The sequence below is a fragment of the Marinobacter sp. CH_CUG1437-1 genome (assembly GCF_037029655.1).
GTDB classification, from domain to species: domain Bacteria; phylum Pseudomonadota; class Gammaproteobacteria; order Pseudomonadales; family Oleiphilaceae; genus Marinobacter; species Marinobacter salsuginis.
Map to the genome: position 1 here is coordinate 248,072 of NZ_JAYMEW010000004.1, position 23,539 is coordinate 271,610.

At 57.2% G+C, this 23,539-nt stretch carries 20 protein-coding genes, 3 tRNA genes and 1 other RNA gene; 6 read left to right on the top strand and 18 right to left on the bottom strand.

The genetic code is table 11. From position 1 onward, the window contains the following. Positions 1–708: 708 nt before the first annotated feature. The 4 genes from WA411_RS13135 to WA411_RS13150 all read right to left on the bottom strand — a co-directional run bounded on the left by WA411_RS13135 (position 709) and on the right by WA411_RS13150 (position 1,986). On the bottom strand, positions 709–972 hold the full coding sequence (locus WA411_RS13135) for a Txe/YoeB family addiction module toxin (protein WP_068440496.1): 264 nt from the start codon (positions 970–972) through the stop codon (positions 709–711). Next, entirely contained in the window at positions 969–1,211 is a 243-nt protein-coding gene (locus tag WA411_RS13140; protein WP_069184580.1) for a type II toxin-antitoxin system Phd/YefM family antitoxin, read from the bottom strand. The genes WA411_RS13135 and WA411_RS13140 overlap by 4 nt, the downstream gene beginning before the upstream one ends. Before the next feature lie 95 nt (positions 1,212–1,306). After that, a complete protein-coding gene (locus WA411_RS13145; protein WP_069184579.1) occupies positions 1,307–1,582 on the bottom strand; it encodes a YrhK family protein in 276 nt (91 codons plus the stop codon). A 56-nt stretch (positions 1,583–1,638) separates the two neighbouring features. Further along, complete coding sequence (locus WA411_RS13150; RefSeq protein ID WP_291907818.1) at positions 1,639–1,986, bottom strand: 4a-hydroxytetrahydrobiopterin dehydratase; 348 nt, start codon at positions 1,984–1,986, stop codon at positions 1,639–1,641. A 128-nt stretch (positions 1,987–2,114) separates the two neighbouring features. On the opposite strand from WA411_RS13150, the gene imuA reads away from it, so the two are divergent. From imuA to WA411_RS13165, 3 genes are read left to right on the top strand one after another with little or no spacing between them, the layout of a single operon-like run. Then, positions 2,115–2,804: a translesion DNA synthesis-associated protein ImuA gene (gene imuA, locus WA411_RS13155; protein ID WP_291907820.1), complete on the top strand. Its 690-nt coding sequence runs from the start codon at positions 2,115–2,117 to the stop codon at positions 2,802–2,804. A gap of 9 nt (positions 2,805–2,813) precedes the next feature. Beyond that, positions 2,814–4,232 (top strand): Y-family DNA polymerase, encoded by a 1,419-nt coding sequence (locus WA411_RS13160; protein WP_291907822.1) that lies wholly within the window; start codon positions 2,814–2,816, stop codon positions 4,230–4,232. Further along, the gene (locus WA411_RS13165) at positions 4,232–7,351 is read left to right on the top strand and encodes an error-prone DNA polymerase (protein ID WP_291907824.1); all 3,120 of its coding nucleotides are present in this window, start codon (positions 4,232–4,234) and stop codon (positions 7,349–7,351) included. The genes WA411_RS13160 and WA411_RS13165 overlap by 1 nt, the downstream gene beginning before the upstream one ends. Before the next feature lie 51 nt (positions 7,352–7,402). Here WA411_RS13165 and WA411_RS13170 read toward each other — a convergent pair whose 3' ends face one another. The 4 genes from WA411_RS13170 to dbpA all read right to left on the bottom strand — a co-directional run bounded on the left by WA411_RS13170 (position 7,403) and on the right by dbpA (position 12,429). Next, positions 7,403–8,737 carry a sodium ion-translocating decarboxylase subunit beta gene (locus tag WA411_RS13170; protein ID WP_083231855.1) on the bottom strand — a complete coding sequence of 445 codons (1,335 nt, stop codon included), beginning with the start codon at positions 8,735–8,737 and terminating at the stop codon, positions 7,403–7,405. A gap of 14 nt (positions 8,738–8,751) precedes the next feature. Next, positions 8,752–10,539: a sodium-extruding oxaloacetate decarboxylase subunit alpha gene (oadA, locus tag WA411_RS13175; RefSeq protein WP_069184573.1), complete on the bottom strand. Its 1,788-nt coding sequence runs from the start codon at positions 10,537–10,539 to the stop codon at positions 8,752–8,754. A gap of 41 nt (positions 10,540–10,580) precedes the next feature. Further along, positions 10,581–10,832: an OadG family protein gene (locus WA411_RS13180; RefSeq protein WP_008172126.1), complete on the bottom strand. Its 252-nt coding sequence runs from the start codon at positions 10,830–10,832 to the stop codon at positions 10,581–10,583. 223 nt (positions 10,833–11,055) lie between these two features. Continuing rightward, positions 11,056–12,429, bottom strand: a complete 1,374-nt coding sequence (dbpA, locus tag WA411_RS13185) for an ATP-dependent RNA helicase DbpA (RefSeq protein ID WP_291907828.1) — start codon at positions 12,427–12,429, stop codon at positions 11,056–11,058. A 106-nt stretch (positions 12,430–12,535) separates the two neighbouring features. Here dbpA and WA411_RS13190 point away from each other — a divergent pair, with 106 nt between their 5' ends. Both WA411_RS13190 and WA411_RS13195 read left to right on the top strand, forming a co-directional pair. Further along, the gene (locus tag WA411_RS13190) at positions 12,536–13,072 is read left to right on the top strand and encodes a DUF2058 domain-containing protein (RefSeq protein WP_069184571.1); all 537 of its coding nucleotides are present in this window, start codon (positions 12,536–12,538) and stop codon (positions 13,070–13,072) included. A gap of 251 nt (positions 13,073–13,323) precedes the next feature. Then, positions 13,324–15,180 carry a HAMP domain-containing methyl-accepting chemotaxis protein gene (locus WA411_RS13195; protein ID WP_291907829.1) on the top strand — a complete coding sequence of 619 codons (1,857 nt, stop codon included), beginning with the start codon at positions 13,324–13,326 and terminating at the stop codon, positions 15,178–15,180. 74 nt (positions 15,181–15,254) lie between these two features. Here WA411_RS13195 and WA411_RS13200 read toward each other — a convergent pair whose 3' ends face one another. From WA411_RS13200 to alaS, 8 genes are all read right to left on the bottom strand, one after another. After that, entirely contained in the window at positions 15,255–15,446 is a 192-nt protein-coding gene (locus WA411_RS13200; RefSeq protein ID WP_069184569.1) for a hypothetical protein, read from the bottom strand. A gap of 143 nt (positions 15,447–15,589) precedes the next feature. Continuing rightward, a non-coding RNA gene (locus tag WA411_RS13205) (RtT sRNA) lies at positions 15,590–15,732 on the bottom strand. Positions 15,733–15,781: 49 nt separating this feature from the next. After that, positions 15,782–15,858, bottom strand: a tRNA-Arg gene (locus WA411_RS13210). Positions 15,859–15,883: 25 nt separating this feature from the next. Then, positions 15,884–15,960 (bottom strand) — tRNA-Arg (locus WA411_RS13215). A gap of 63 nt (positions 15,961–16,023) precedes the next feature. Further along, positions 16,024–16,113 (bottom strand) — tRNA-Ser (locus WA411_RS13220). A 126-nt stretch (positions 16,114–16,239) separates the two neighbouring features. Beyond that, complete coding sequence (gene csrA / locus WA411_RS13225; RefSeq protein WP_008172808.1) at positions 16,240–16,437, bottom strand: carbon storage regulator CsrA; 198 nt, start codon at positions 16,435–16,437, stop codon at positions 16,240–16,242. A 188-nt stretch (positions 16,438–16,625) separates the two neighbouring features. Then, the gene (locus tag WA411_RS13230) at positions 16,626–17,864 is read right to left on the bottom strand and encodes an aspartate kinase (protein WP_291907831.1); all 1,239 of its coding nucleotides are present in this window, start codon (positions 17,862–17,864) and stop codon (positions 16,626–16,628) included. Between the two features lie 105 nt (positions 17,865–17,969). Then, positions 17,970–20,600, bottom strand: a complete 2,631-nt coding sequence (gene alaS / locus WA411_RS13235) for an alanine--tRNA ligase (RefSeq protein ID WP_291907833.1) — start codon at positions 20,598–20,600, stop codon at positions 17,970–17,972. A gap of 141 nt (positions 20,601–20,741) precedes the next feature. Between alaS and WA411_RS13240 the strand changes: the two genes are divergently transcribed. Continuing rightward, the gene (locus WA411_RS13240; RefSeq protein ID WP_069184566.1) at positions 20,742–21,296 is read left to right on the top strand and encodes an RDD family protein; all 555 of its coding nucleotides are present in this window, start codon (positions 20,742–20,744) and stop codon (positions 21,294–21,296) included. 18 nt (positions 21,297–21,314) lie between these two features. Here WA411_RS13240 and lptG read toward each other — a convergent pair whose 3' ends face one another. Beyond that, positions 21,315–22,376 (bottom strand): LPS export ABC transporter permease LptG, encoded by a 1,062-nt coding sequence (gene lptG / locus WA411_RS13245; RefSeq protein ID WP_069184565.1) that lies wholly within the window; start codon positions 22,374–22,376, stop codon positions 21,315–21,317. Beyond that, complete coding sequence (gene lptF, locus WA411_RS13250) at positions 22,363–23,472, bottom strand: LPS export ABC transporter permease LptF (RefSeq protein WP_291907835.1); 1,110 nt, start codon at positions 23,470–23,472, stop codon at positions 22,363–22,365. The genes lptG and lptF overlap by 14 nt, the downstream gene beginning before the upstream one ends. Positions 23,473–23,539 lie beyond the last annotated feature (67 nt).

Consider the following 23,539-nt stretch of genomic DNA (forward strand, 5'->3'; position numbering starts at 1 on the left):
ATGAATGTTACAACCATCGGCATCGATCTGGCGAAAACTGTGTTCAGTATTCATGGCACAAATCAACACGCAAGGTCGTGGTTCGCAAACGCATCATCATCCTTGCCCGGAACAAACTGGAGCTATTTGTTACGCGCTAACTGCTCCACCTTTTGCACAAAATCAACAACCTGCTGCCTACTTGCCCCGCGAAACGGCAGGTAACAGACTGCCGTCTTAAAGATGATTATCGCGTATCCATGCCCGATCTCGGAGCCCACTAGTTCTGAGGGCTTCCAGCTTTTACTGCCCTCATCAGAGTTTTTTCGAATGAGGCCGTCCTCAATACTGTACTGATACTTCGTGCCCCGACTCAGCACTATCTGACTGAGACCTGCGCTATGAAAGCCACTTACTCTATTAGAGAAAACGTACCAAATGACCAAGCCTATTGCCGCCAACACTCCGGTTGCAGTCAGGCCTCCCAATAAAGGCGATGTTGCACTGTTGATGATTATTGGCAAAGAGGCAGACCAAAGTAAAAAGGTAGTTATCAGGAAGCCATATCGCCAAGCCGGAGCTTTCCTGACCTTTAAGGAGCCCTCTTCGTTTTTCTCTAACGGGTCTAGCTCAATTTCCAACATATTTACACGTAACGCGAAGCTTTGCGGCTATTTTGGAACCGCGAAGCGGTGGAAAAATTGTCCGGCAACAGCGGCTGGTTATGCATTATTCGTAGTGGCTCCAGAGTCTGAGGACTTTCACCACTTGCTCGTCCTCCAGTACTTGGTAGACCAGGCGATGCTGAATATTAATGCGGCGCGAATAGGCCCCCGCAAGATCACCAATTAGCTTCTCAAACGGAGGCGGCTTGCGGTAAGGATCTTCTGCTATTAGCGCTAACAGTTCTTGGGCTTTTGGTTTGAGGCCGCTGGAGGCCAACTTTTTTGCATCTTTCTGAGCCTGCTTGGTGTAAACCAACTTCCATGTCACCAGTCCAGCTCCTCATCGCATGCATCCACGGGGGTATCCATCCCTTCCCGAATAGACTCCCGCATACCGGGTACGGAGAGCAGGTAAAGTGTTTCCTGAATAGCAGACCAGTCTTCTTCGGATACCAGAACGGCTTTGTTCCGCTTACCCATGATAACGATTGGTTGGTGGGACTCAGCGGTCTCGTCAATCAACCGATAAAGGTTGCTACGCGCCTCAGTTGCTGTGATTCCGGTCATGACGCACCTCTTGCGTGTTCAACTTCTCACCAAGTGTACGCCTTTGAGTACGTACGTCAAGACGAACGCCTTTGTGGCAGCGACAAAGAGGACTTTTAACTTTCCCAGTTACTGGCTGGAATTCGCTTAACGTGTATATGGCTAACAAGCCGGATGGTGGGGCGGATCAGGAACTGGAAGCTACCAATGATGAACAGCCAGATGGCTGCCTTCTCGTATTCCGGGAACAGAAACAGGATGCTGCCCACCAGGAACCAGATGGCGATGAAGAAGTCGTTGATGATGCTGATTACTTCGTAACGGCGGCGAATGATCAGCTCTTCGTGCCCAAACTTCAGGGTCAGCGGGCTGTCAGTGCGGTCTTCAACCATGCTGCTAAGGATCTCTGTTAGAAAGCGGCGGAATGTTTATTCCGCCGCGACTGGGATTATTGCATGTCGTTGAAGGAAGCATCGGTTCTGGCTGCCAGGATAAAGTCATTCTTGTGCAGGCCACCGATTTCGTGGCTCCACCAGCTCACGGCAACCTTGCCATATTCCAGAACAATCACAGGGTGATGATCTTCCTCTTCGGCAAGTTCGCCAATCTTGGTTGTGAATTCGAGCGCCTTAACAAAGTTCTTGAGCTTGTAGACCTTATGGAGCTGCTCCTCACCGTCAATGTCCAGAATTTCCCAGTCTGGAACATCTTTGTGCAGCTGCTGCTTTTCTTCCTCGGTCGCCTTGGGTGCGTTCGGGCTGCAGGCTTCACAGCTGTGTGCTTTCAGGTCACTCATTTCAACCTCCGTGGTTGATGGCTGTATTACAAGCGTGGGTTGTGCTCCTCGGTTTATCAACCCTTCTCTTGAAATCCGGTCGCTTTCAGAATACTGTATATTTAAACAGTATTTTGAGAGTTTTCATCATGAGCGAGCTTCTGAACACGCTGATGCAGGATGCCCGTGTCTGGCAGGGGCACCGTCATACCCAGACTTCACAGCCGGCAGAACCCACCGGTTACCAGGTGCTGGATAACCAGCTTGGCGGCCTGGGCTGGCCCCGGGGTGCACTGAGCGAATGCCTGTTGGATGCACCGGGTATTGGTGAGCTGCATCTGCTTTTGCCGCTCATGCGGCGGGTGTGCGAAGAGGGCAAAAGCGTTTTCTGGCTGAACCCGCCACATACGCCCTACGCCCCCGCCCTGGCCCGGGAAGGTGTGAATCTGGACCAGGTGGTACTGATTCATACCGACGATGAGGGCGATTTCCTGTGGACACTGGAAAACTGCCTGCGTTCACCGGTAACAGGCCTGGTGATGGCCTGGCCGGGGAAGCTGGCCTCGCGGGACGTCCGTCGCCTGCAACTGGCCGCCGAAGCTGGCAGCAATGTGTGCGTGCTGTTCCGGGAGCGGCGCTACGCCGAGCAGAATTCTCCGGCTGCCCTGCGTTTGGAACTGGAACCCGATGAGCAGCAGGCTCTCAAGGTGAATGTGCTCAAACGCCGGGGCAGCTGGCCCGGGCAACGCTGTTCACTGGCCATAGCCCAGCGGGCCGATCTCGCATTCCGTGAAACCACCCGGGTTGTCCGGGGCCCCTGGTCGGGTTCAACCAGGTAATAACGCTCCATGCTCTGGCTGTATCTGCATTTCCCGCACCTGGTGCTGGACCATATTCGCCGCACCCGTGAAGATGAGGGCGCCCTGGTGGTGGTTGAAGGCTCTGGCCAGAAGGTGATTCAGGCCTGCCCGGAAGCCAGGAGCCAGGGTATTCGTAGCGGCATGCGCCTGAAAACCGCCATCAGCCTGGCGCCGGATCTGGGTATGGTGCGTGCCGATGAAACCCAGGAAGCCAGGATTCTGGAAGATCAGGCCCGCTGGCTGTACCGCTACGCCGCCCATATTGTGCTGGTGCCGCCCGATGGCCTGCTGGCCGAGATTGGCAGCCTGCAAAAACTCTATGGCGGCCTGCCCGCTGTTTGGCAAACCGTGGAACAGGGCCTGAATGAACGCCAGTTGAACGCCTGGATCGGTATTGGCTATACCCCGTTGGCGGCCCGGCTGATTGCCCGTGCTGGCAGGGGGGAATGCACCGCAGACAAAGGCCACATTGTTCGGAGCCTGAGCCAGATGTCCCTGCTGGCAGCGGAATTTGACGAGAAAGCCTGTACCCGGCTGCAGCGCCTGGGGCTGAATACGCTGGGAGAGGTGTTTGATTTACCGCCGGGGGAGCTGGCACGGCGGCTGTCTCCGGAACTGCTGGCTTACATCCAGAAAATCCAGGGCACCCGGCCTGATCCCCGCACACCCTGGCAGCCGCCCCACTCGTTCCGGCAACAGGCGGATTTTGTGCAGGAAATCGAACATACTCAGGGGCTGCTGTTTCCGCTCCAGCGCATGCTTGACGAACTGGAAGAGGATCTGTGCTGGCGCCAGCAGGATACCGACAGCCTGCGGCTGGTTCTGAGGCATCGGCATGCAGAGCCAACCAGGCTGCAGATCCGCACATCCGGGCCAGAGCACAGGGCCGATAATTTCCTCAACCTGATTCGCCTGAGGCTGGAGCAGCATTCCCTGAGCTCCCCGGTTATCTCGATGGTTCTGATGGTGAAGCGTTTTCTGTCCCGGGAAGCACCCGTCGGGCAGGACCTGCTGGGAGAAACCCAGGATCTGAATGAAGCCTGGCATACCCTGATCAGCCGGTTGCAGGCGCGTCTTGGCGATCAGGCCCTCCGGCAGCTCTCGCCCCAGGCGGATCACCGTCCCGAACGGGCCTGGTCGGCTTCGGAAGTTCTGCGTAAAACCGGGACGCCGCTCATACCGGCGGCAGAACTGCCCAGGCGGCCGCTCTGGCTGTTGAAAGGCCCGCAGCCGCTGACGGAAGCACCCGTTGCCTGGTTCTCCGGGCCCGAGCGCATCAGCGGTGGCTGGTGGGATGGTCAGCGTGTGCACCGGGATTACTACATTGCCCAGTTAACCAGCGGCCAGTTGGCCTGGGTGTTCCGGGACGCCCGGGAAGGCTGGTTTGTGCATGGGTGGTTTGGCTGATGTCTGCACAATCTTATGCAGAGCTGTTCTGCTTCAGCAATTTCACCTTCCTGACTGGAGCTTCTCATCCTCACGAGCTGGCTGAGCGGGCACATGAGTTGGGTTACACCGCCCTGGCCATTACCGATGCCTGTTCTGTGGCCGGCATTCCCCGGGCCTGGGCAGCGCTGGCAGAGAGCCCGGTAAAACTCATTACCGGCAGCTGGTTTGAGTTGTCGGATGCGCCAGCCGGCGCCACATCACCCCGCTTTATCCTTCTGGCCCGCACGCGCAAGGGCTACGGCCAGCTTTGCCAGTTGATCACTACCGGCCGTCGTCGGGCCGAGAAAGGCCAGTACCAGCTGTTTTACCGGGACATCGAAACCCACACCCTGGATGACTGCCTGTGCCTGTGGCTGCCCCCCTCACCTACCGAGGCAAACTCTGATCAGGCACTGGCCTGCGGCGAGTGGCTGGCCCGACTTTTTGACCTACGGCTCTGGATTGCTGCCGCCCGCACCCTGGAATCTGGCGAGGAGCAGCGGCTGGCCCGAATACACTGGCTGGCCGATCAGCTGCGCACACCCGTTGCCGCCGTGGGCGAGGTGCACATGCACAGCCGGGAACGCCAGCCGCTGCAGGATGTACTCACGGCCCTGCGAAATCACACCAATCTGGAGAACGCCGGGCACTGCCTGTTCCAGAATGGTGAGCGGTACCTGCGGCCCCTGCCCGTTCTGCAGCGGCTGTTTCCGGAAGCCTGGCTGAAAGAAACCCTTGCCATCGCCAGCCAGTGCACCTTCGAGCCCGGCAGCCTGCGCTATGAATACCCGCCGGATCTGGTGCCGGAAGGCGAGACCCCGGCCGGCTACCTGAAACGGCTGACCCGTGAAGGCGAGCGTCGGCGTTACCCGGATGGCACTCCACTGCAGGTACAGAGCCTGATCCGCAAGGAGCTGGGCCTGATCTCGGAGATGAAGTACGAGCATTACTTCCTCACCATTCACGATATTGTGGACTTCGCCCGCAGCCGGGGAATTCTCTGCCAAGGACGGGGCTCGGCCGCCAACTCTGCGGTCTGTTATTGCCTCGGCATCACCGAGGTGAACCCGGCCCGGGTAGAGCTGTTGTTTGAGCGGTTTATTTCCAAAGACCGGAACGAGCCCCCCGATATCGATGTGGATTTCGAGCACGAACGGCGCGAAGAGGTTATCCAGTATATCTACCGGCGCTATACCCGTGAGCGTGCCGCCCTGGCGGCTACCGTGATCCGCTACCGGCCCAAGAGCGCCATCCGCGATGTCGGCAAAGCCCTGGGGTTTGATCCGGCCCTGGTGGAACAGTTGCTGGAAGGTATCGACTGGCGAGACAAGGCCACCAACTGGCGCCAGCAGATCCTGGACAAGAAAGTCACCCGCAATCCCCAGGTGGCGGACCAGTTCTTTACCCTGGTCAATACCCTGCTGGGCTTTCCCCGGCACCTCTCCCAGCACGTGGGTGGGTTCGTGATCAGCGCCGGGCCACTGGCCGAACTGGTACCGGTGGAAAACGCCGCCATGGCCGACCGCACCGTCATCCAGTGGGACAAGGACGATCTCGAGAGCCTGGGGCTGATGAAGGTGGATGTGCTGGCCTTGGGCATGCTCTCCGCCATTCGAAAGGCGCTGGAGCTGATCAGTGAAGAAAAAGGCGAGCCTTTCCGGATACAGGACATTCCCCAGGAAGACCGGGCCACCTACGCCATGCTTCAGACCGGCGACAGTATTGGCGTATTCCAGGTGGAATCCCGGGCCCAGATCAACATGCTGCCCCGCCTGAAACCGGAAACCTATTACGACCTGGTGATCGAGGTGGCCATCGTGCGACCGGGCCCCATCCAGGGCGACATGGTGCACCCATACCTGCGCCGCAAGCACGGGCTGGAGCCGGTGGACTACCCCAACGATGCCGTACGTAAGGTGCTGGAACGTACGCTCGGTGTGCCTATCTTCCAAGAACAGGTGATCAAACTGGCCATGGTCGCGGCCGGTTTTTCTGCAGGGGAAGCCGACCAGTTGCGCCGGGCAATGGCGGCCTGGAAATCCCATGGCGACCTGACTCCGTTCCGGGAAAAGCTGGTCACCGGTATGCTCGAGCGCGGGCACGATGCCGACTTTGCCGAGCGGCTGTACCAGCAGATCTGCGGCTTTGGCGGCTATGGCTTTCCTGAATCCCACGCTGCCAGCTTTGCCCTGCTGGTCTACGTCTCCGCCTGGATCAAACGGCACTACCCGGCAGCCTTCTACTGCGCCCTGCTCAACAGCCAGCCCATGGGCTTCTACTCCCCCTCACAACTGGTACAGGATGCCCGTCGGCACAATGTCACCGTGCTGCCGCCGGACGTGAATGCCAGCCAGTGGGACCACACCCTTGAGGGTAAAGAACGCCATCTGCGCCTGGGCCTCAGAATCATCCAGGGCCTGTCGGTTAATGGCGCTGAACGCATCCACCAGAACCGGCCAGATGCCGGCTATCGCTCCGCCAGCGAACTTCGCCGCCTGGCTGCCCTGAACCAACGCGATATGGAGCTGCTGGCCGGCGCCAACGCCATGCCGGCATTCACCGCCAACCGCCACCAGGCGTACTGGCAACTGCTCGATCACGAACAGCCCACGGAACTGTTCGCTGAAGAGGCCGCTGTCGACTACCAGCCCGACTATTGCCAGCAGTTACCGGAACCCTCGGAAGGCCAGAACGTACTGGCCGACTACGCCAGCCAGGGTCTCACCCTTCAGCGCCACCCTCTGGCGTTACTGCGGGAACAGGGCCACCTGAAATTCTGCCTCAGTGCCGAACAGCTCAAATCCACCAAAGCCGGCATCCCTGTCCAGGTCGCCGGCCTGGTCACCGGCCGTCAGCGCCCCGGATCCGCCTCCGGCGTTACCTTCGTGACCCTGGAAGACGAAACCGGCAATGTAAACGTGGTGGTGTGGCTGGAAACGGCACGGCGGCAGCGCAAGCCGTTACTGACTGCGCGGTTGTTGCATGTTAAGGGCGTGTTGGAGCGGCAGGGGGATATTGTGCATGTGATGGCGGGGAGGCTTTCGGATCTTAGCCATTTGATTCGGTCGTTGCCGGTTCACTCCCGGAATTTTCATTAGCAACAAAAAACCCCGCACAAAGGCGGGGTTTTCGGTACTGCAGTGAGAAGATCAGCCCAGAAGCTTGATCATCACACCCGCAGCAACCGCAGAGCCAATAACGCCGGCCACGTTCGGGCCCATGGCGTGCATCAGCAGGAAGTTCTGCGGGTTGGCTTCCAGACCAACCTTGTTGGAGACCCGCGCTGCCATCGGCACCGCAGATACACCGGCAGAACCGATCAACGGGTTGATCTGCTCTTTGCTCAGCTTGTTCATCAGCTTCGCCATCAGAACACCGCAGGCGGTACCAATACCGAAGGCAACGATACCCAGGCCGAGGATACCCAGAGTCTGACCATCCAGGAATTTATCCGCCATCAGCTTGGAGCCAACAGACAAGCCCAGGAAAATGGTCACGATGTTGATCAGGGCATTCTGGGCAGTGTCGCTCAGACGCTCGACCACGCCACACTCGCGCATCAGGTTACCGAAACAGAACATACCCAGCAGCGGTGCCGCATCCGGCAGGAACAGAACCACTGCAATCAGTACCACCAGCGGGAAAATGATCTTTTCCTGCTTGCTGACCGGGCGCAACTGATTCATCTTGATCTTCCGCTCTTCGGCCGAAGTCAGCGCCTTCATGATCGGCGGCTGAATCATCGGTACCAGTGCCATGTAAGCGTAGGCAGAGACGGCAATGGCACCCAGCAGATGCGGAGCCAGAACACTGGATACGTAGATGGACGTCGGGCCATCCGCACCACCGATGATACCGATGGCAGCCGCTTCCAGGATGTTGAACTCCAGAACACCGGTCCAGTCCAGCAGCGCAGCACCGATTACAGTACCGAAAATACCGAACTGAGCCGCAGCACCCAGCAGCAGGGTCTTGGGGTTGGCAAGCAGCGGACCGAAGTCCGTCATGGCACCCACACCCATGAAGATCAGCAGAGGCCCGATGGTGCTGCCGATAACCACAGAGTAGAAGTTATACAGCATGCCATTGCCATAACCGAAGTCCTGCGCAAGGGAGTTTGCCGCCGCCATTTCGGAGTAGCTGGCCTCTTTCACAGCCAGCTTGAAGGCTTCCTTAAGCTCGGGCGTTACTGCCTGCCCGGCCTGATAAGCCACATCCAGGGGCGCGGCCAATGCGGCCAGAACCTGAGTTGCTTCGTTCTTCAGAGCGAAGTGGATGGCATTTTCCGCCGCAGTCAGGGCCAGGCCTGCCTCCGGAATATTCGCCAGAATGCCACCAAACCCGATGGGTACCAGAAGCAGCGGCTCAAATTTCTTGTTGATAGCAAGATAGAGGAGCAAGAGGCCGATGGCGATCATGATCACCTGGCCGATCTCGATGTTGAACAGGCCACTACCTGTCCAGAGTGTCATTAATTTTTCCATGGAATGCTGGCCCTTTATGCGATTGTCAGCATTTCATCATCAGGAGAGACGGCATCACCGACCTTGATGAAGACTTCGCCGATAGTGCCGGCTTTCGGCGCGCGAACCTCGGTTTCCATTTTCATGGCCTCGAGGATAATCATCACATCGCCCTCTTCCACGGTGTCACCCGGTGAAACCAGGACCTTGAAGATGTTGCCACCCAGAGGCGCGACCACAGGCTCGCCTTCACCTGCTGCAGGTGCCGGAGCCGAAGAAGCAGCCGGTGCGGAAGCAGCACCGCCCTCACCCTGAATCTGGGTGATCTCACCACCTTCGGAAACGGCAACCACAAACTTCTTGCCGTTCACTTCAACGGTGTAGGTCTCGGGTCCTTCGGACTTCTTGGCCGGAGCTGCGCTTTCGGCGGTTGGAACCGGCTCGAACGCATCCGGGTTGTCACGGTTTTCCAGGAACTTCAGGCCAATCTGCGGGAACAGCGCGTAGGTCAGAACGTCGTCTTCGACATTTTCCGCCAGCTTGATGCCCTTCTCTTCGGCCAGCTTCTTGAGCTCGTCGGTCAGCTTGTCCATTTCCGGCTCAAGCAGATCTGCCGGACGACAGGTCACAGGCTCTTTGCCATCCAGAACACGCTCTTGCAGTTCCTTGTTCATGGGCGCAGGTGCAGCACCGTATTCGCCTTTAAGAATTGCAGAGGTTTCCTTGGAGATGGACTTGTAACGCTCGCCGGTCAGAACGTTCAGCACCGCCTGGGTACCGACGATCTGGGAAGTCGGGGTTACCAGCGGGATGTAGCCCAGGTCTTCACGAACCTTGGGAATCTCGTCCAGTACCTGGTCGAACTTGTCGCTGGCATTCTGCTCACGCAGCTGGTTTTCCATGTTGGTGAGCATGCCACCCGGTACCTGGGCAATCAGGATGCGGGAGTCGGTACCACGCAGGCTGCCTTCAAACTTGGCGTACTTCTTCCGTACCTGACGGAAGTAAGCGGCAATTTCTTCCAGCAGGTTCAGGTCCAGGCCGGTATCACGATCGGTACCCTCAAGAATCGCAACCACGGCTTCGGTGGGCGAGTGACCGTAGGTCATGCTCATGGAAGAAATCGCGGTATCCACGTTGTCGATACCGGCTTCCGCGGCCTTGATGGCGGTAGCGGTGGACATGCCGGTAGTGGCGTGGCACTGCATGTGAATCGGGATGTCCAGCTCTTTCTTCAGACGGCTGACCAGATCAAAGGCCACGTACGGCTTGAGAATGCCCGCCATGTCTTTGATCGCGATGGAGTCCGCACCCATGTCGGCGACTTCTTTCGCCAGTTCGACCCACATGTCGATGGTGTGAACCGGGCTGGTGGTGTAGGCAATGGTGCCCTGGGCGTGTTTGCCGGTCTTGCGAACAGCCTTGATGGCGCGATCCAGGTTACGGGGATCGTTCATCGCATCGAAAATACGGAACACGTCCACGCCATTCTCGGCGGCACGCTCACAGAAACGGTCAACCACATCATCCGCGTAATGACGGTAGCCCAGCAGATTCTGGCCGCGCAGAAGCATCTGCTGCTGGGTGTTGGGCATGGCTTTTTTCAGCTCGCGAATGCGCTCCCAGGGATCTTCGCCCAGGTAGCGGATGCAGGAATCAAAGGTAGCGCCGCCCCAGGACTCCAGGGACCAGAAACCGACCTTGTCGAGTTTCTCGGCAATAGGCAGCATGTCATCCAGCCGCATACGGGTGGCAAGCAGGGACTGGTGGGCGTCACGCAGGATAACGTCCGTAATCCCCAGCGGTTTCTTTGTGTCAGTCATCGTGTCAGCCTTCTGTTTAAAGGTTCTAGTCTTTTACCGGCTCACTTCTTGTGGCGCGACCGGAATTGTGCAATCGCCTTCTTGATGGCCTCGGCGGTGTCAGGGTCAACCGACGCGGGCGCCTTCGGCTTGGCACGTGGCGTTTTGGCCGGGGTTGCCGGCTCTGGCGGCGCAAACCGTCCTATAAGCTTGGACATGAGGAGTGTCGCGAATACCAGAATAATCAGGAACACGAACACAAACCCCATTCCGGCAATCATCAGATCGACGGCTTGTGACATCAGGTCATTCATATCGAACAGCTACCTGTATTGATTTATGTTTCTCCCGAACTTTGCCCGGACTGACCAGTTAGACTAAGGTCTAACAGCCTTCCGCTACAATTCGGGGGGCAAAATCCTGCGTAATTTACCGTTTTCAGGGCCCTCCGGCAACCTGAATACAAAAATCTATACGGGGTTTCCGAGCATGGCGGCCCGAAAAGACACGCATTTACCCAGACGAAGCAATTCTCATTCAGGCATATCGGACGCGGATTTTACGGCCTTTTACCTTGCCGTTTTCAAGCCTGGACAACGCCTTGCCTGCCAGCGACTTTTCAACCGCCACAAAACACTGATGGTCGAACAGATCGATCTTGCCGACGGCCTTTCCGGGCAGACCGGCTTCACCAGTCAGGGCGCCCATTACATCCCCCGGACGAATCTTGTCCTTGCGGCCACCGGCAATGCACAGGGTTTTCATGGCGGGCGTAACGGGCTTAAGGGGCGTCGCCAGAAGGGCCTCGGTGTCTCCCCACTCCACGGTGCGCCTTCTCTCGGATTCGATACGACTGATCTTGTGGCCCTGGGCCGGTGTGCAGAAGGTGACGGCATGGCCCTGCTCACCTGCCCGGCCGGTGCGCCCGATGCGATGAGTGTGAACCTCGGGATCCCGCGCAGGTTCAGCATTGATCACCAAAGGCAGAGACTTGATATCAAGACCTCGGGCAGCCACATCGGTGGCTACCAGGATGGAACAACTCTGATTGCCAAAGCGCACCAGCACGCTGTCGCGATCCCTTTGTTCCAGATCCCCGTGCAAAGGCAGTGCGGAAAAGCCTCGCTCACCAAGCTCCTGCGCCAGTTCGTCGCACTGCTGTTTGGTGGTGCAAAAAACGATACAGGACTCAGGCTGCCGCTCGGAAAGCAGCGCCACAATGGCATCCGATTTGGATTGCGGCGACACTTCGTAGAACAACTCTTCGATGTCCGGATTCTCTCCGGTTTCTTCCGCGCGAACATCTACCGGGCTCTTCTGATACTGCTTGCTCAGTTCACGGATGGGCGCGGGCCAGGTCGCCGAAAACATCATGGTCTGGCGGGAGGACGGTGTGTGGGAAAGAATATCTTCCATCGCCTCCTGAAAACCCATATCCAGCATGCGGTCTGCCTCATCAAGCACCACGGTTTTCAGCCGTGCCAATGAGAGGGTTTGCTTACGCAAGTGGTCCTGGATCCGTCCCGGCGTTCCAACCACAATATGCGCGCCATGGCTAAGCGACCCGATCTGGGGGCCAATGGCCACACCACCGCACAGAGTCAGCACCTTGATGTTATCCCGGGCCCGTGCCAGCTCCCGGATCGCTTTGGCCACCTGATCCGCCAGCTCCCTGGTGGGGCACAACACCAGAGCCTGCACCGCAAACAGCCGGGGATTGAGCTTCTCAACCAGGCTGATGCCAAAGGCCGCCGTTTTTCCGCTACCGGTTTTCGCCATGGCGATAATGTCTTTGCCGGCCAGCCCTGGCGCAAGCGCCTTCGCCTGGATCTCCGTGGGTTGAGAAAACCCCAATTGGTCGAGGTTCGAACGCATGGCCGACGACAGGCCAAAGTCATTAAAAGAAGACATAGAAGAAAATCCCGGAATCAGCGGAAGCTGGTTATGAAGGCAATAATGAGGGCGTATACTAGGGCCGAATGATACCAGAATATGCATCGAAAGAACGGAGTGACTGATGGCATCCCTGCAGGACCAACTGCTGAAAGCCGGCCTGGCCGACGAGAAAAAGGCCAAGGCTATTCGCAGCGAAAAACGCAAAAAGAGAAAACAACAACCCAAGGGTGCTGTCGAGGTAAACGAGGCCGAGGTCCGAGCACGCCAGGCCCGTGAGGAAAAAGCCGAACGGGACCGCCAGCTCAACCTGGAACGCCAGCGCGCCGCCGAGAAGAAAGCCATTCAGGCCCAGATCCGGCAGCTGGTGGAAACCAACCGGCTGGACCGGAGCCGGGGCGAAACCTCCTACCAGTTCGTCCATGACAAGAAGATCAAGAAGCTTTTCGTAGACGACACGATGGTCGATCAGCTATCCCGCGGCCGGCTGGCGATCGTTTTTGTGAACGACAATTACGAGATTGTGGCGGAAGGCGTTGCGCGGAAGATCATGGAGAGGGATGAAAGCGCCGTTGTCGTTCTACATGACCGCAAGAAGGATGATGTAGGCGAAGACGACCCGTATGCAGGCTACGAAATTCCCGATGACCTGATGTGGTAGTCCGTTGAGCTGATTCTGATAGCCATCAGAATCAGCAACTCACCATTCTGTATCACGTTAAAGAACACCCGGTAATCATCTGTTACTGTAAAGTTCTGGAATACCCCGCCGTAAACCCTCTTAATATAAGTCAAATAAAAGGCACCTTTACTCTTCAGGCGTATCAAAAACACGTCTCCGGCCTGCGGTCGGACAGAGGCGCTATCGAAGTTGGGCCGGCTACTCTCACATCGTTCAGGGATAAAAACACAATGCGTTTTTCAGAGCTGTTCAGCAACATGACTATCCGGACTCGACTGGCCGGAGGTTTTGCCATCCTCCTCGTTCTGACCATTCTGGTCGGCCTGGTTGGCGACCGTGCACTGGAAAGCTACAGTCAGCGGTCGAATATTGTTGCCATGCTCGGGCAAGTAAATACCAATCTCACCGAAGCACGGGTTGAAGAGAAGAACTTCTTGTTAACCGGTGAAAGCGAGGCTGTTGCAAGCACACAGGCACAGGGCGATCGTGTTCTGGAACTGACCAAAGACATCAAACCATTGCTTGCAGTACCCGAAGATATCGAAACACTGGGCCAGATTCAGGCTGATGTAAAAAACTACCAGCAACTGATGGGACAGGTTGAGACAAATATTGGTGAGCGTGAGGCAGCGCTCGAGCGCCTTGAAACCAGCGCCCGCATCTTCGGCTCATCACTCAAGGCACACAGCTCTCTGTTTTTTGCCTCGGCCATTTTCGAGGATATGCGCCGTTCTGAACGCAAATTCCTCATCGAACAGGACACTGCCAGCGTCAAGGCTTATCTCGAAGATGCGAAACGAGTCCAGGGCCCGCTCAAATCGGCTGCGATCACCGCCGAGGAAAAAGAAGAGATCAACAAGGCACTTGAGACTTATGTAAGCGAATTTCAAACGGTCGTGGATCTGACCAACGCCGGCGAGCAGTTGTCAGATGATATGGTCGGCACGGCGCGAAGTGCCATAGAATCAGCAAACAACCTTCGGGCACTTCAAGCCCAGAAGATGGAAGCTGATCGCCAGCAGGCTTCCTGGCTGATTTTCGGCGCCACCGGCATTGCCCTGGTTCTCGGCATCCTGATGGCTTACCTGATTACTCGTGCGATCGTAACCCCCGTTAATCAGGCAGTGAACATTGCCTCCGAAGTTGCCTCTGGCAACCTGACCGTGGACATCAAGGCAAGCGGTACCAACGAGATCGGTCGGCTGATGGCCGCCCTGGCGACGATGGTAACCAGCCTCCGTGAGTTGGTCAGGAGTATTGAATCAGGCGCATCAAACATCGCCGCCTCTGCCGAGGAGCTCTCAACCGTTACCAGCCAAACCAGCGACGGCATCAACCGCCAGAAGCAGGAAACCGACCAGGTTGCCACGGCCATGAACGAGATGACGGCAACCGTTGGCGAAATTGCCCGCAGCGCAGAACAGGCCTTCTCAGTGGCAACCGATGCTGCCAGTCAGGCCAGCGATGGTGAACGAGAGGTACGGGAAACCGTTGATCAGGTGAACAGCCTGGCGCATGAAGTCAGCCAGAGCATGGAAACTATCCAGGGACTGCAGAAAGAAACCGCAAACATCGGCACCGTCCTGGATGTCATCAAATCGGTTGCTGAACAGACCAATCTACTGGCCCTGAACGCTGCTATTGAAGCCGCCCGGGCTGGTGAGCAAGGTCGAGGCTTTGCCGTCGTAGCTGATGAGGTTCGTTCACTCGCCCAGCGGACCCAATCATCCGCCCAGGAAATCGAGACACTGGTAACCTCGCTTCAAAACAGTGCCGGCGATTCGGTTTCTGCCATGGAGTCCAGCACCACCATGGCCTCGAACACCCTGGAGCGTGCCACGGCAACCGGGGCGACCATTGAGCGCATTGCCCGTGCCGTGGAGGACATCAAACAGTACAACAGCCAGATCGCCACAGCCTCCGAGCAGCAGACGTCGGTGGCTGAGGAGATCAATCAGAACATCACCAGCATCCGCGACGTTACCGATCATTCTGCGGCTTCATCGAACCAGACGGCGAGCTCCAGCAGCGAGCTGGCCAGGCTCGGCAGCGACCTGCAGAACCTGGTTTCCCGATTCCGGCTGTAGGCTGACCAAAACAAAAAAGGGGCGGACAACACATCCTGGTTGTCTGCCCCCTTTCCTTATTACATTGACCGGTATCAGTGAAGCTGGTGCCGCTCAAATATCTCCAGAATTTCCCTTTCAGTCTCCGCAGGCACACTGACTTTCACAACCTTGGCTTCCTCGTCGATAAAAATGTTGTCACGGGGAATACCGGTTGCAATAAGATCGTCCCAGGTGTTCTTGGCCTGGTCATGATCCCTGTAGCTACCATTGAGTGTCTTGTTCATGGTTAGACCTCCTTCCTGAAATCAAATTTCCCTGCACTCTTAAGATTAGGTTCGAGAAGGATGGTTGAGCAAATATTGATCAACCTGAAATTGATCGGGGACAAAATAAAAAACCCCGCACAAGGCGGGGTTCTTTAATTATATGGCGCGGCTGGGAGGATTATTCGGGCCTTTGGCCCTCACCCCTCCGGGGTCGCCGTCGCTTTGCTCCGGCGTTCCTCAACCCACTACGTGGGTTTCGGTCGAACCTTTTATCGGTTCAAATCCTCCCAGCTATACAAAGCAAAACGCCCCAGCCTGTGGGGTGCACAAACTGAGGCGTCTTGATCTTAATATGGCGCGGCTGGGAGGATTCGAACCTCCGACCGCCTGGTTCGTAGCCAGGTACTCTATCCAGCTGAGCTACAGCCGCTTAAAACTTGTGGCAGGTTGATCGATGGCGCGGCTGGGAGGATTCGAACCTCCGACCGCCTGGTTCGTAGCCAGGTACTCTATCCAGCTGAGCTACAGCCGCACATTGATCACTTGCTCTGGTTGAATGCTACCTCAACCTGTCTCGCTTTTCCCGAAAGGAAAATGGCGGAGAGGGAGGGATTCGAACCCTCGGTACGATTGCTCGTACGGTTCCTTAGCAGGGAACTGGTTTCAGCCACTCACCCACCTCTCCTTGAGAACGGGGCGTATACTACCATAATTTTTCTGTTTTCATAGGGTTGACACGAGATTTTTCGGACTCGTTTCAGCCCATCATCAAAAAAGCCGTTCAGGTTTCCCATGAACGGCTTTCTGTCTCTCAGCTGTTGCCGGGTTCCGGCTCTTCAGAGCCTTTTTCCGACTGAATACGCTGGTAGATTTCTTCACGGTGTACCGCGACTTCTTTCGGGGCATTAACGCCGATGCGTACCTGATTGCCCTTTACACCCAGGACGGTGACGGTGATATCGTCGCCGACCATCAGGGTTTCGCCCACACGGCGAGTCAAAATCAACATATCCCTTACTCCCTATCCAGAGCTACCTGTTCCGATAAATGGTTTTTGATCTATTTATTGCTTTTATAGTGGGATCACTTACTGATCTGTAGACGCACATTCCCTTATACGGTTCACGTTTGTCATAGGCTCAGCATATGATGCCCTTTTTTCAGAGGCTCCGCAGACCGACCTTTTATCTGCGTTTTTCAGGCCTCGTCTGATACCGCGGGCTTGTCCAGCTCAAATGCACTGTGAAGCGCACGAACCGCAAGCTCAAGGTATTTCTCATCGATCACCACGGAAATCTTGATTTCTGATGTGGAGATCATCTGGATGTTGATGCCCTCATTGGACAGCGCTTCAAACATCTGGGTTGCCACGCCGGCGTGGGAACGCATTCCAACACCCACGATGCTGACCTTGGCAATCTTGCTGTCGCCAGCCACTTCACGGGCGCCCAGTTCGTCAGCCACGCGCTGAAGCACTTCTTTCGCACGCTTGAAATCATTGCGATGAACGGTGAACGTGAAGGCTGTGCGGTTATCCTCACCCACGTTCTGCACGATCATATCCACTTCGATATTGGCGTCGCTCACCGGCTTCAGAATGCGCAGCGCGCTGCCCGGGGTATCCGGTACGCCGGCAATGGTCAGTTTGGCTTCATCACGGTTAAAAGCGATGCCGGAAACAACCGGTTGTTCCATGGCGTTTTCATCCTCAAGAGTAATCAGGGTGCCCTCGCCTTCCTGGAAGCTGGAAAGTACCCTTAATGGAACGTTGTATTTACCTGCAAATTCTACCGAACGGATCTGGAGAACTTTCGAGCCCAGGCTGGCCATCTCGAGCATTTCCTCGAACGTGATCCGCTCAAGCCTGCGCGCGGTATCGACAACCCTCGGATCGGTCGTGTAGACACCGTCAACGTCGGTATAGATCTGGCATTCGTCTGCCCTGAGCGCCGCCGCCAGCGCTACCGCTGTAGTATCAGACCCGCCGCGGCCCAGAGTGGTGATATTTCCGCTCTCGTCGATGCCCTGGAACCCGGCGACCACCACCACTCGGCCGGCATCCAGATCTTCGCGCATGCGTTGTTCGTCGATCTGTTTGATCCGAGCCTTGGTGTGACTGCTATCAGTCAGGATGCGTACCTGTGAGCCGGTGTAGGAGCGCGCTTCACAGCCGCGTTTCTGCAACGCCATGGACAGGAGCGCAATCGTTACCTGCTCACCGGTGGAGACCAACACATCCATTTCACGGGGCGTCGGCTCCTCCATGATGTCGTTCGCCAGGGCGATCAACCGGTTGGTTTCGCCACTCATGGCGGAAACCACGACAACGACATCATGACCTTTCTTGCGGAAACGGCACACCTTGTCGGCTACCGCTTGAATACGTTCGGTTGTTCCAACCGATGTGCCACCAAATTTCTGAACCAACAGAGCCATTATTTTCCCAATATCCGAAACGGGGACTCACAGCGGAGTAACGCTCCGCCAATTAAAACAAACGGGCGGGATTATAAACCCCAGCCCGCCCACAAAAACAGTTGCTTAAGCGATATTTTTTTCGACCCAACCGGCGACACCTGCCAGGGCATCCTCAAGCTTGGATGGATCATTACCCCCACCCTGAGCCATATCGGGACGTCCCCCGCCTTTGCCGTCGACCTGGGCCGCCAGGTGCTTCATCAGATCCCCTGCCTTGATCCGGTTCGTCGCAGACTTGGTAACACCTGCGACCAGGGTGACCTTGCCATCTTCCACGCTGGCAAGCACCACAACACCTTCGCCCAGCTTGTTCTTGAGCTGGTCCGCCGTTTCCATCAGGGCTTTGCGGTCTGCGCCTTCCAGTTCGGAGGCCACGACCTTGAGCCCAGCGACGTCCACTGCCGTGCTGGCCAGGTCGGTGCCTGCAGAAGAAGCCAGCTTGGCTTTCAGCGCATCCACTTCCTTCTCAAGCTGACGATTGCGATCCACGGTCTGCTGAACCTTCTCAATAACCGAATCGCGGGAACCTTTCACCAGGCGAGCCGCTTCGCGCAGTGTGCGCTCGGTACCGTCGATCCAGTCCAGCGCGCCCATGCCGGTAACCGCTTCGATACGGCGCACACCGGATGAAGTGCCGCTTTCAGAGGTAATACGGAAAAGACCAATGTCACCAGTGCGAGAAACGTGCGTACCACCGCACAGTTCAACGGAGTAGTTGTCGGTACCCATGCTGAGTACCCGAACCACATCCCCGTATTTTTCACCGAACAGCGCCATGGCGCCCTTCTCCTGGGCCTTTTCCATGTCGGTGATTTCGGTTTGCACCGGGCTGTTTTCCAGAATCTGCTCGTTCACCTGACGCTCAATCTCACGGAGCTGTTCCGGCGTCACGGCCTCGAAATGGGAGAAGTCGAAACGCAGTTTATCCGGATCCACCAATGAACCCTTCTGGGTTACATGCTCACCCAGCACCTTGCGCAGGGCCGCATGCAGCAGGTGGGTAGCGGAGTGGTTGCGCTTGGTGCGCTCACGACGGGCGTGATCGATCCGGGCGTCGACTTCCAGCCCCGGGAACAACTCGCCTTCGATCAGCGTACCAAGGTGCAGGTGGTTATCCCCTTCCTTGCGCGTATCCGTTACCTTGAACCGGCCACCGCTCCAGGTCAGCAGGCCAGTATCGCCCACCTGGCCACCGGACTCGGCGTAGAACGGCGTGCGCTCGAGCACCACAACGGCCTCATCACCGGCTTCTGCGGTCTTTTCCTCGCCGTTGACGATGACTGCACGGATTTTCTCGTGGCCATCGATATGCTCATAACCGGTAAATTCAGTCTTGCCCTCGAGCTGCAAACCGGCGGCGTTGTAGTCGATACCGAACTTGCTGGCTGCCCGGGCGCGTTCGCGCTGACCTTCCATGGCTTTCTCATAGCCTTCATAGTCCAGCGTCAGGCCCCGCTCACGAGCGATGTCGTTGGTCAGGTCAACCGGGAAACCGTAGGTATCGTAGAGGGTGAAGATGGTCTCGCCCGGAATCTCGGTGCCGTTGAGCTCGGCAATGTCCTGCTCAAGCAGGCGCAAGCCCTTGTCCAGGGTCTTGGCAAACTGCTCTTCTTCCTGCAGCAACACTTTTTCAATCTGCTTGCGGCTGCTAACCAGCTGCGGGAAGGCGTCGCCCATCAATTCACACAGGGCACCGGTGAGTTTGTAGAAGAATGGCCCGGTTGCTCCCAGCTTGTTGCCATGGCGTGCCGCGCGGCGAATGATCCGGCGCAGCACGAAACCGCGGCCCTCGTTGGAAGGCATCACGCCGTCGGCAATCAGGAAGGCGCAGGAGCGGATGTGATCGGCGACAACACGAAGTGACGCTTCCGTGGTCGCGGCACCGCCCAGAACCTGAGAGGCGGCCGCCAACAGATCCTGGAACAGATCGATCTCATAGTTGCTGTGCACGCCCTGCAGAACCGCGGTGATTCGCTCCAGACCCATGCCAGTGTCTACGGAGGGCTTGGGCAGCTTCAGCATCTCACCATCGGCAGTACGGTTGTACTGCATGAACACCACGTTCCAGATTTCGATGTAACGATCACCGTCCTCTTCCGGCGAGCCCGGAGGTCCACCAGCCACATCCGGGCCGTGATCGTAGAAGATTTCGGTACAGGGGCCACAGGGACCGGTATCGCCCATTTGCCAGAAGTTGTCAGAGGCGTAACGACCACCCTTGTTATCGCCGATCCGGACGATACGGTCAGCCGGAACTCCGATTTCCTTGTTCCAGATATCGAAGGCTTCGTCATCTTCGGCGTATACGGTCACCCAGAGTTTCTCCTGGGGCAGGTTCAGCCAGTTCTCGCCGGTCAGAAATGTCCAGGCGTAGTTGATCGCTTCGCGCTTGAAGTAGTCACCGAAGCTGAAGTTGCCCAGCATTTCGAAGAAGGTGTGGTGACGGGCGGTGTAGCCCACGTTTTCCAGGTCGTTATGCTTGCCACCCGCGCGGACGCATTTCTGGGAGGAGGTTGCCCGGGTGTAGTCACGCTCTTCACGGCCCAGGAACAGGTCCTTGAACTGGTTCATTCCCGCATTCGTAAACAGCAATGTGGGGTCGTCCGCAGGTACCAGCGAACTACTTGGAACAATGGTGTGGCCTTGCTGCTTGAAATAATCGAGGAACGCCTGTCGCAACTCTGCGGTTTTCATAGCCCTTTGATACCTTTCCAAAAACCCGGCGGGAGTGCCGCCCGGTCCGCGATTGAATACGAATACTTACATGCTTGTGCAAATCCGCTACTCTAGCACACGCCGAGAACAGGAAAAACGTGAAACATCACAGGAGATTCCATGCCCCGACGCTTCCATGACGCCGAGGAACTATTCCCACCAGCCACCGCCCTGAAACGCTCTCTTGCCATTATTTACGACGGTTTGATCAGCATCGCCGTGCTGCTTGTCGCGACCTGGGGATACACCATGGTGGCCGGCTGGATTACTGGCTGGGACCGGTACGAACAGATGGCCGAGTCAGGCCAGCTTTCGGGCGACCCGGGGCTGACGTTTACCCTGTTTCTGGTCCTCTACCTGTTCTTCGGCTATTTCTGGACCCGCATCGGCCAGACCCTGGGAATGCAGGTGTGGCGTATCCGCATTGAAAACATTGATGGCACGTCGGTGAGCTGGAGCAAGGCGCTCAGGCGGTATGTAACGGCGGCGGCGGTGATCTTCCTGACGCTGCTGGGCAGCTACTACCTCGGAGCCGCCACTCTGTTTCTGGGCATACCGGCGATTATCGCTTTGTTCTATCCAATCAACGGTCTTTCTATCACTGATCGGCTGTCGGACAGCGTCGTTGTCTCGGTTCCCAAAGAGACCACAACTAAAAAGCGCGCGGCAAAGTAATGACGGGGACAGGGTCTGCTAGCCGGCCCGGCGCATCAGGATCGCGCCTACCACGGCATTGACCGCAATTGGCACCAGCACCGCCAGCATCGGGTTAAAACCGTAAACAAGACTCATGGGCCCCAGCAGATCCTGCATGTACTTGAATAGCAGCCCCACCAACAGGCCCGTGAACACGCGAAAACCCATGGTAACCGAGCGCAGGGGCCCGAAAATAAAGGAAATGGCGACCAGCACCATCACAGCAGTACCCAGGGGCATCAGGGCCTTCTTCCAGAATGCCAGCCAGTAACGCGAGGCATTGAGGTCCTGTTCCCCCAGATAGCGAGCGTAGGTGAACAGGCCAGTCATGGAGAGGTTTTCCGGTTTTACAATCAGGACACTCAGAACGCTCGGTGAAAGCCCCGTATCCCATCTCAGGGCCTGCTTTTCAGAGCGGGTGGTTCTGTCTTCCTCGAACTCGGTGGTGCGCACCTTCTCCAGCAGCCAATAATCGCCCTGATAGATGGCCCGCTCCGCAAAGCTCGCCGCCAGCAACTGCCTGTCTTCATTAAACTGGAATCGGGAAACGCCGTGAAGCACGCCATTGGGCTGCACCGCATTCAAGTGAATGTAGACGTTCCCTTCCTTGTGCCAGACCCCGGATGCCGAAGCGACGTTGGTGCCTGCACCCAGTGCCACGGCCTTGTCGCTCTGCGCCACCCGCTCTGCCGGCGGGGCCACGTACTCACCAATCAATACGCCCAGAATGACCACAACCAGAGCCGGCTTCATGGCCGACCAGACAATACGTTTGAGCGAGACCCCGGCCGCCCGGATAACCGTCAGCTCCGACGAACTGGCCATGGAACCCAGCCCCACCAGGCACCCCATGAACGCGCCCAGCGGCAGGTAATCGTAGATCCGACGCGGCAGAGTCAGAAAGACATACCAGAGGGCCTCAAGCGTCTGGTAATCATTGCGGGTGTCCTCGAGCTCGGCGATGAAGGCGAAGATCAGATCAAGCGACAGCACCACCACCATAACCAGGAACATGGCGCCGCCAACAGTGCGCATCACATAGCCGTCAATCCGTCGCATGGGCAGTCCCCTCCCGCATCAATCGCCGGCGATGCAGCCAGTCAGGACCAAATTGCAGCCAAAGGCCAAAACCGATAAACAGGGCATGGACCCAGAGCATGCCGACCCACTCGGGAACCTTGCCCTCGGCAAGCCAGTCCCGGGCAACAATCAGCAGGCCGAGGTAGGTGATGTACACCAGCATCGCCGGAAGCAGATGGAAGAACCTACCCTGGCGCGGGTTCACCCGGCTCAGGCGAACCGCCAGCAAAGTCACGACCGGGACAATCAGGGGCAGTGAAAGGCGCCAGTGCAACAAAGCCCGATCCTCCAACCGGTCTGACTGCATCAGGCTCCAGGTACTGGCCCCTTCCTCCAGCTCCCGGGTGCCAGCCTTGCCACTCTCGATCTTCAGGCCATAGGCTTCAAAATCGATGGTGGTGTAGTCCAGCTCCCCAGCGGCACCCTCGAAGCGGCCACCCTCTTCCAGGATCAAGAAGCGGCTCCCGGTTTCCGGGTCCACCAGCTGGGAACCGGAGTCGGCGGTGATAATCGTCAGCCCCTGACCGTTTTCGGCGTATTCGGCGATAAAGACCCCCTGAAGCCGGCGTTTATCCTCACTCAGGCCTTCGGTGTAGGTAACTCGCCCTCCCGAAGAGAAATCCTGGAAACGCCCGGGCGCCAGCATCTCGAATTCTGTGGCCTTGCGCTGTTCATTGAAGATTTTCTCAACCTGGTTCATTCCCCAGGGAGAGACGTACAGACTCATGGCGCCAACGATGATCATCACCGGCAGACTGCCCAAGAGGGTTTTACCCAACAGGGCCTTGTCGCTGACACCGCAGGCAAACAACACGGTCATCTCGCTTTCGAGGTACATGCGGCCGTAGGCGAGCAGAATGCCAATAAACAGACCCAGCGGCAGGATCAGTTCGAGAAATCCCGGAAAACGGTACGCCATGATCTCGAACAGAACACCGGCGGAAATACTGCCTTGCGCAGCACTGTCCAGATATTTAAGGAAACGGCCACTCATGAACACCAGCAGCAGAATGCCGGAAACGGCAAGCATGCTGATCATGATCTGGCGTATGAGGTAACGGAAAATGATACTCAAATCGGTCTCTCTGGCCGTATCCGTTGAAACGTGGAGGTCGCTGGGAACTGCGCGTATTCTATGTAAC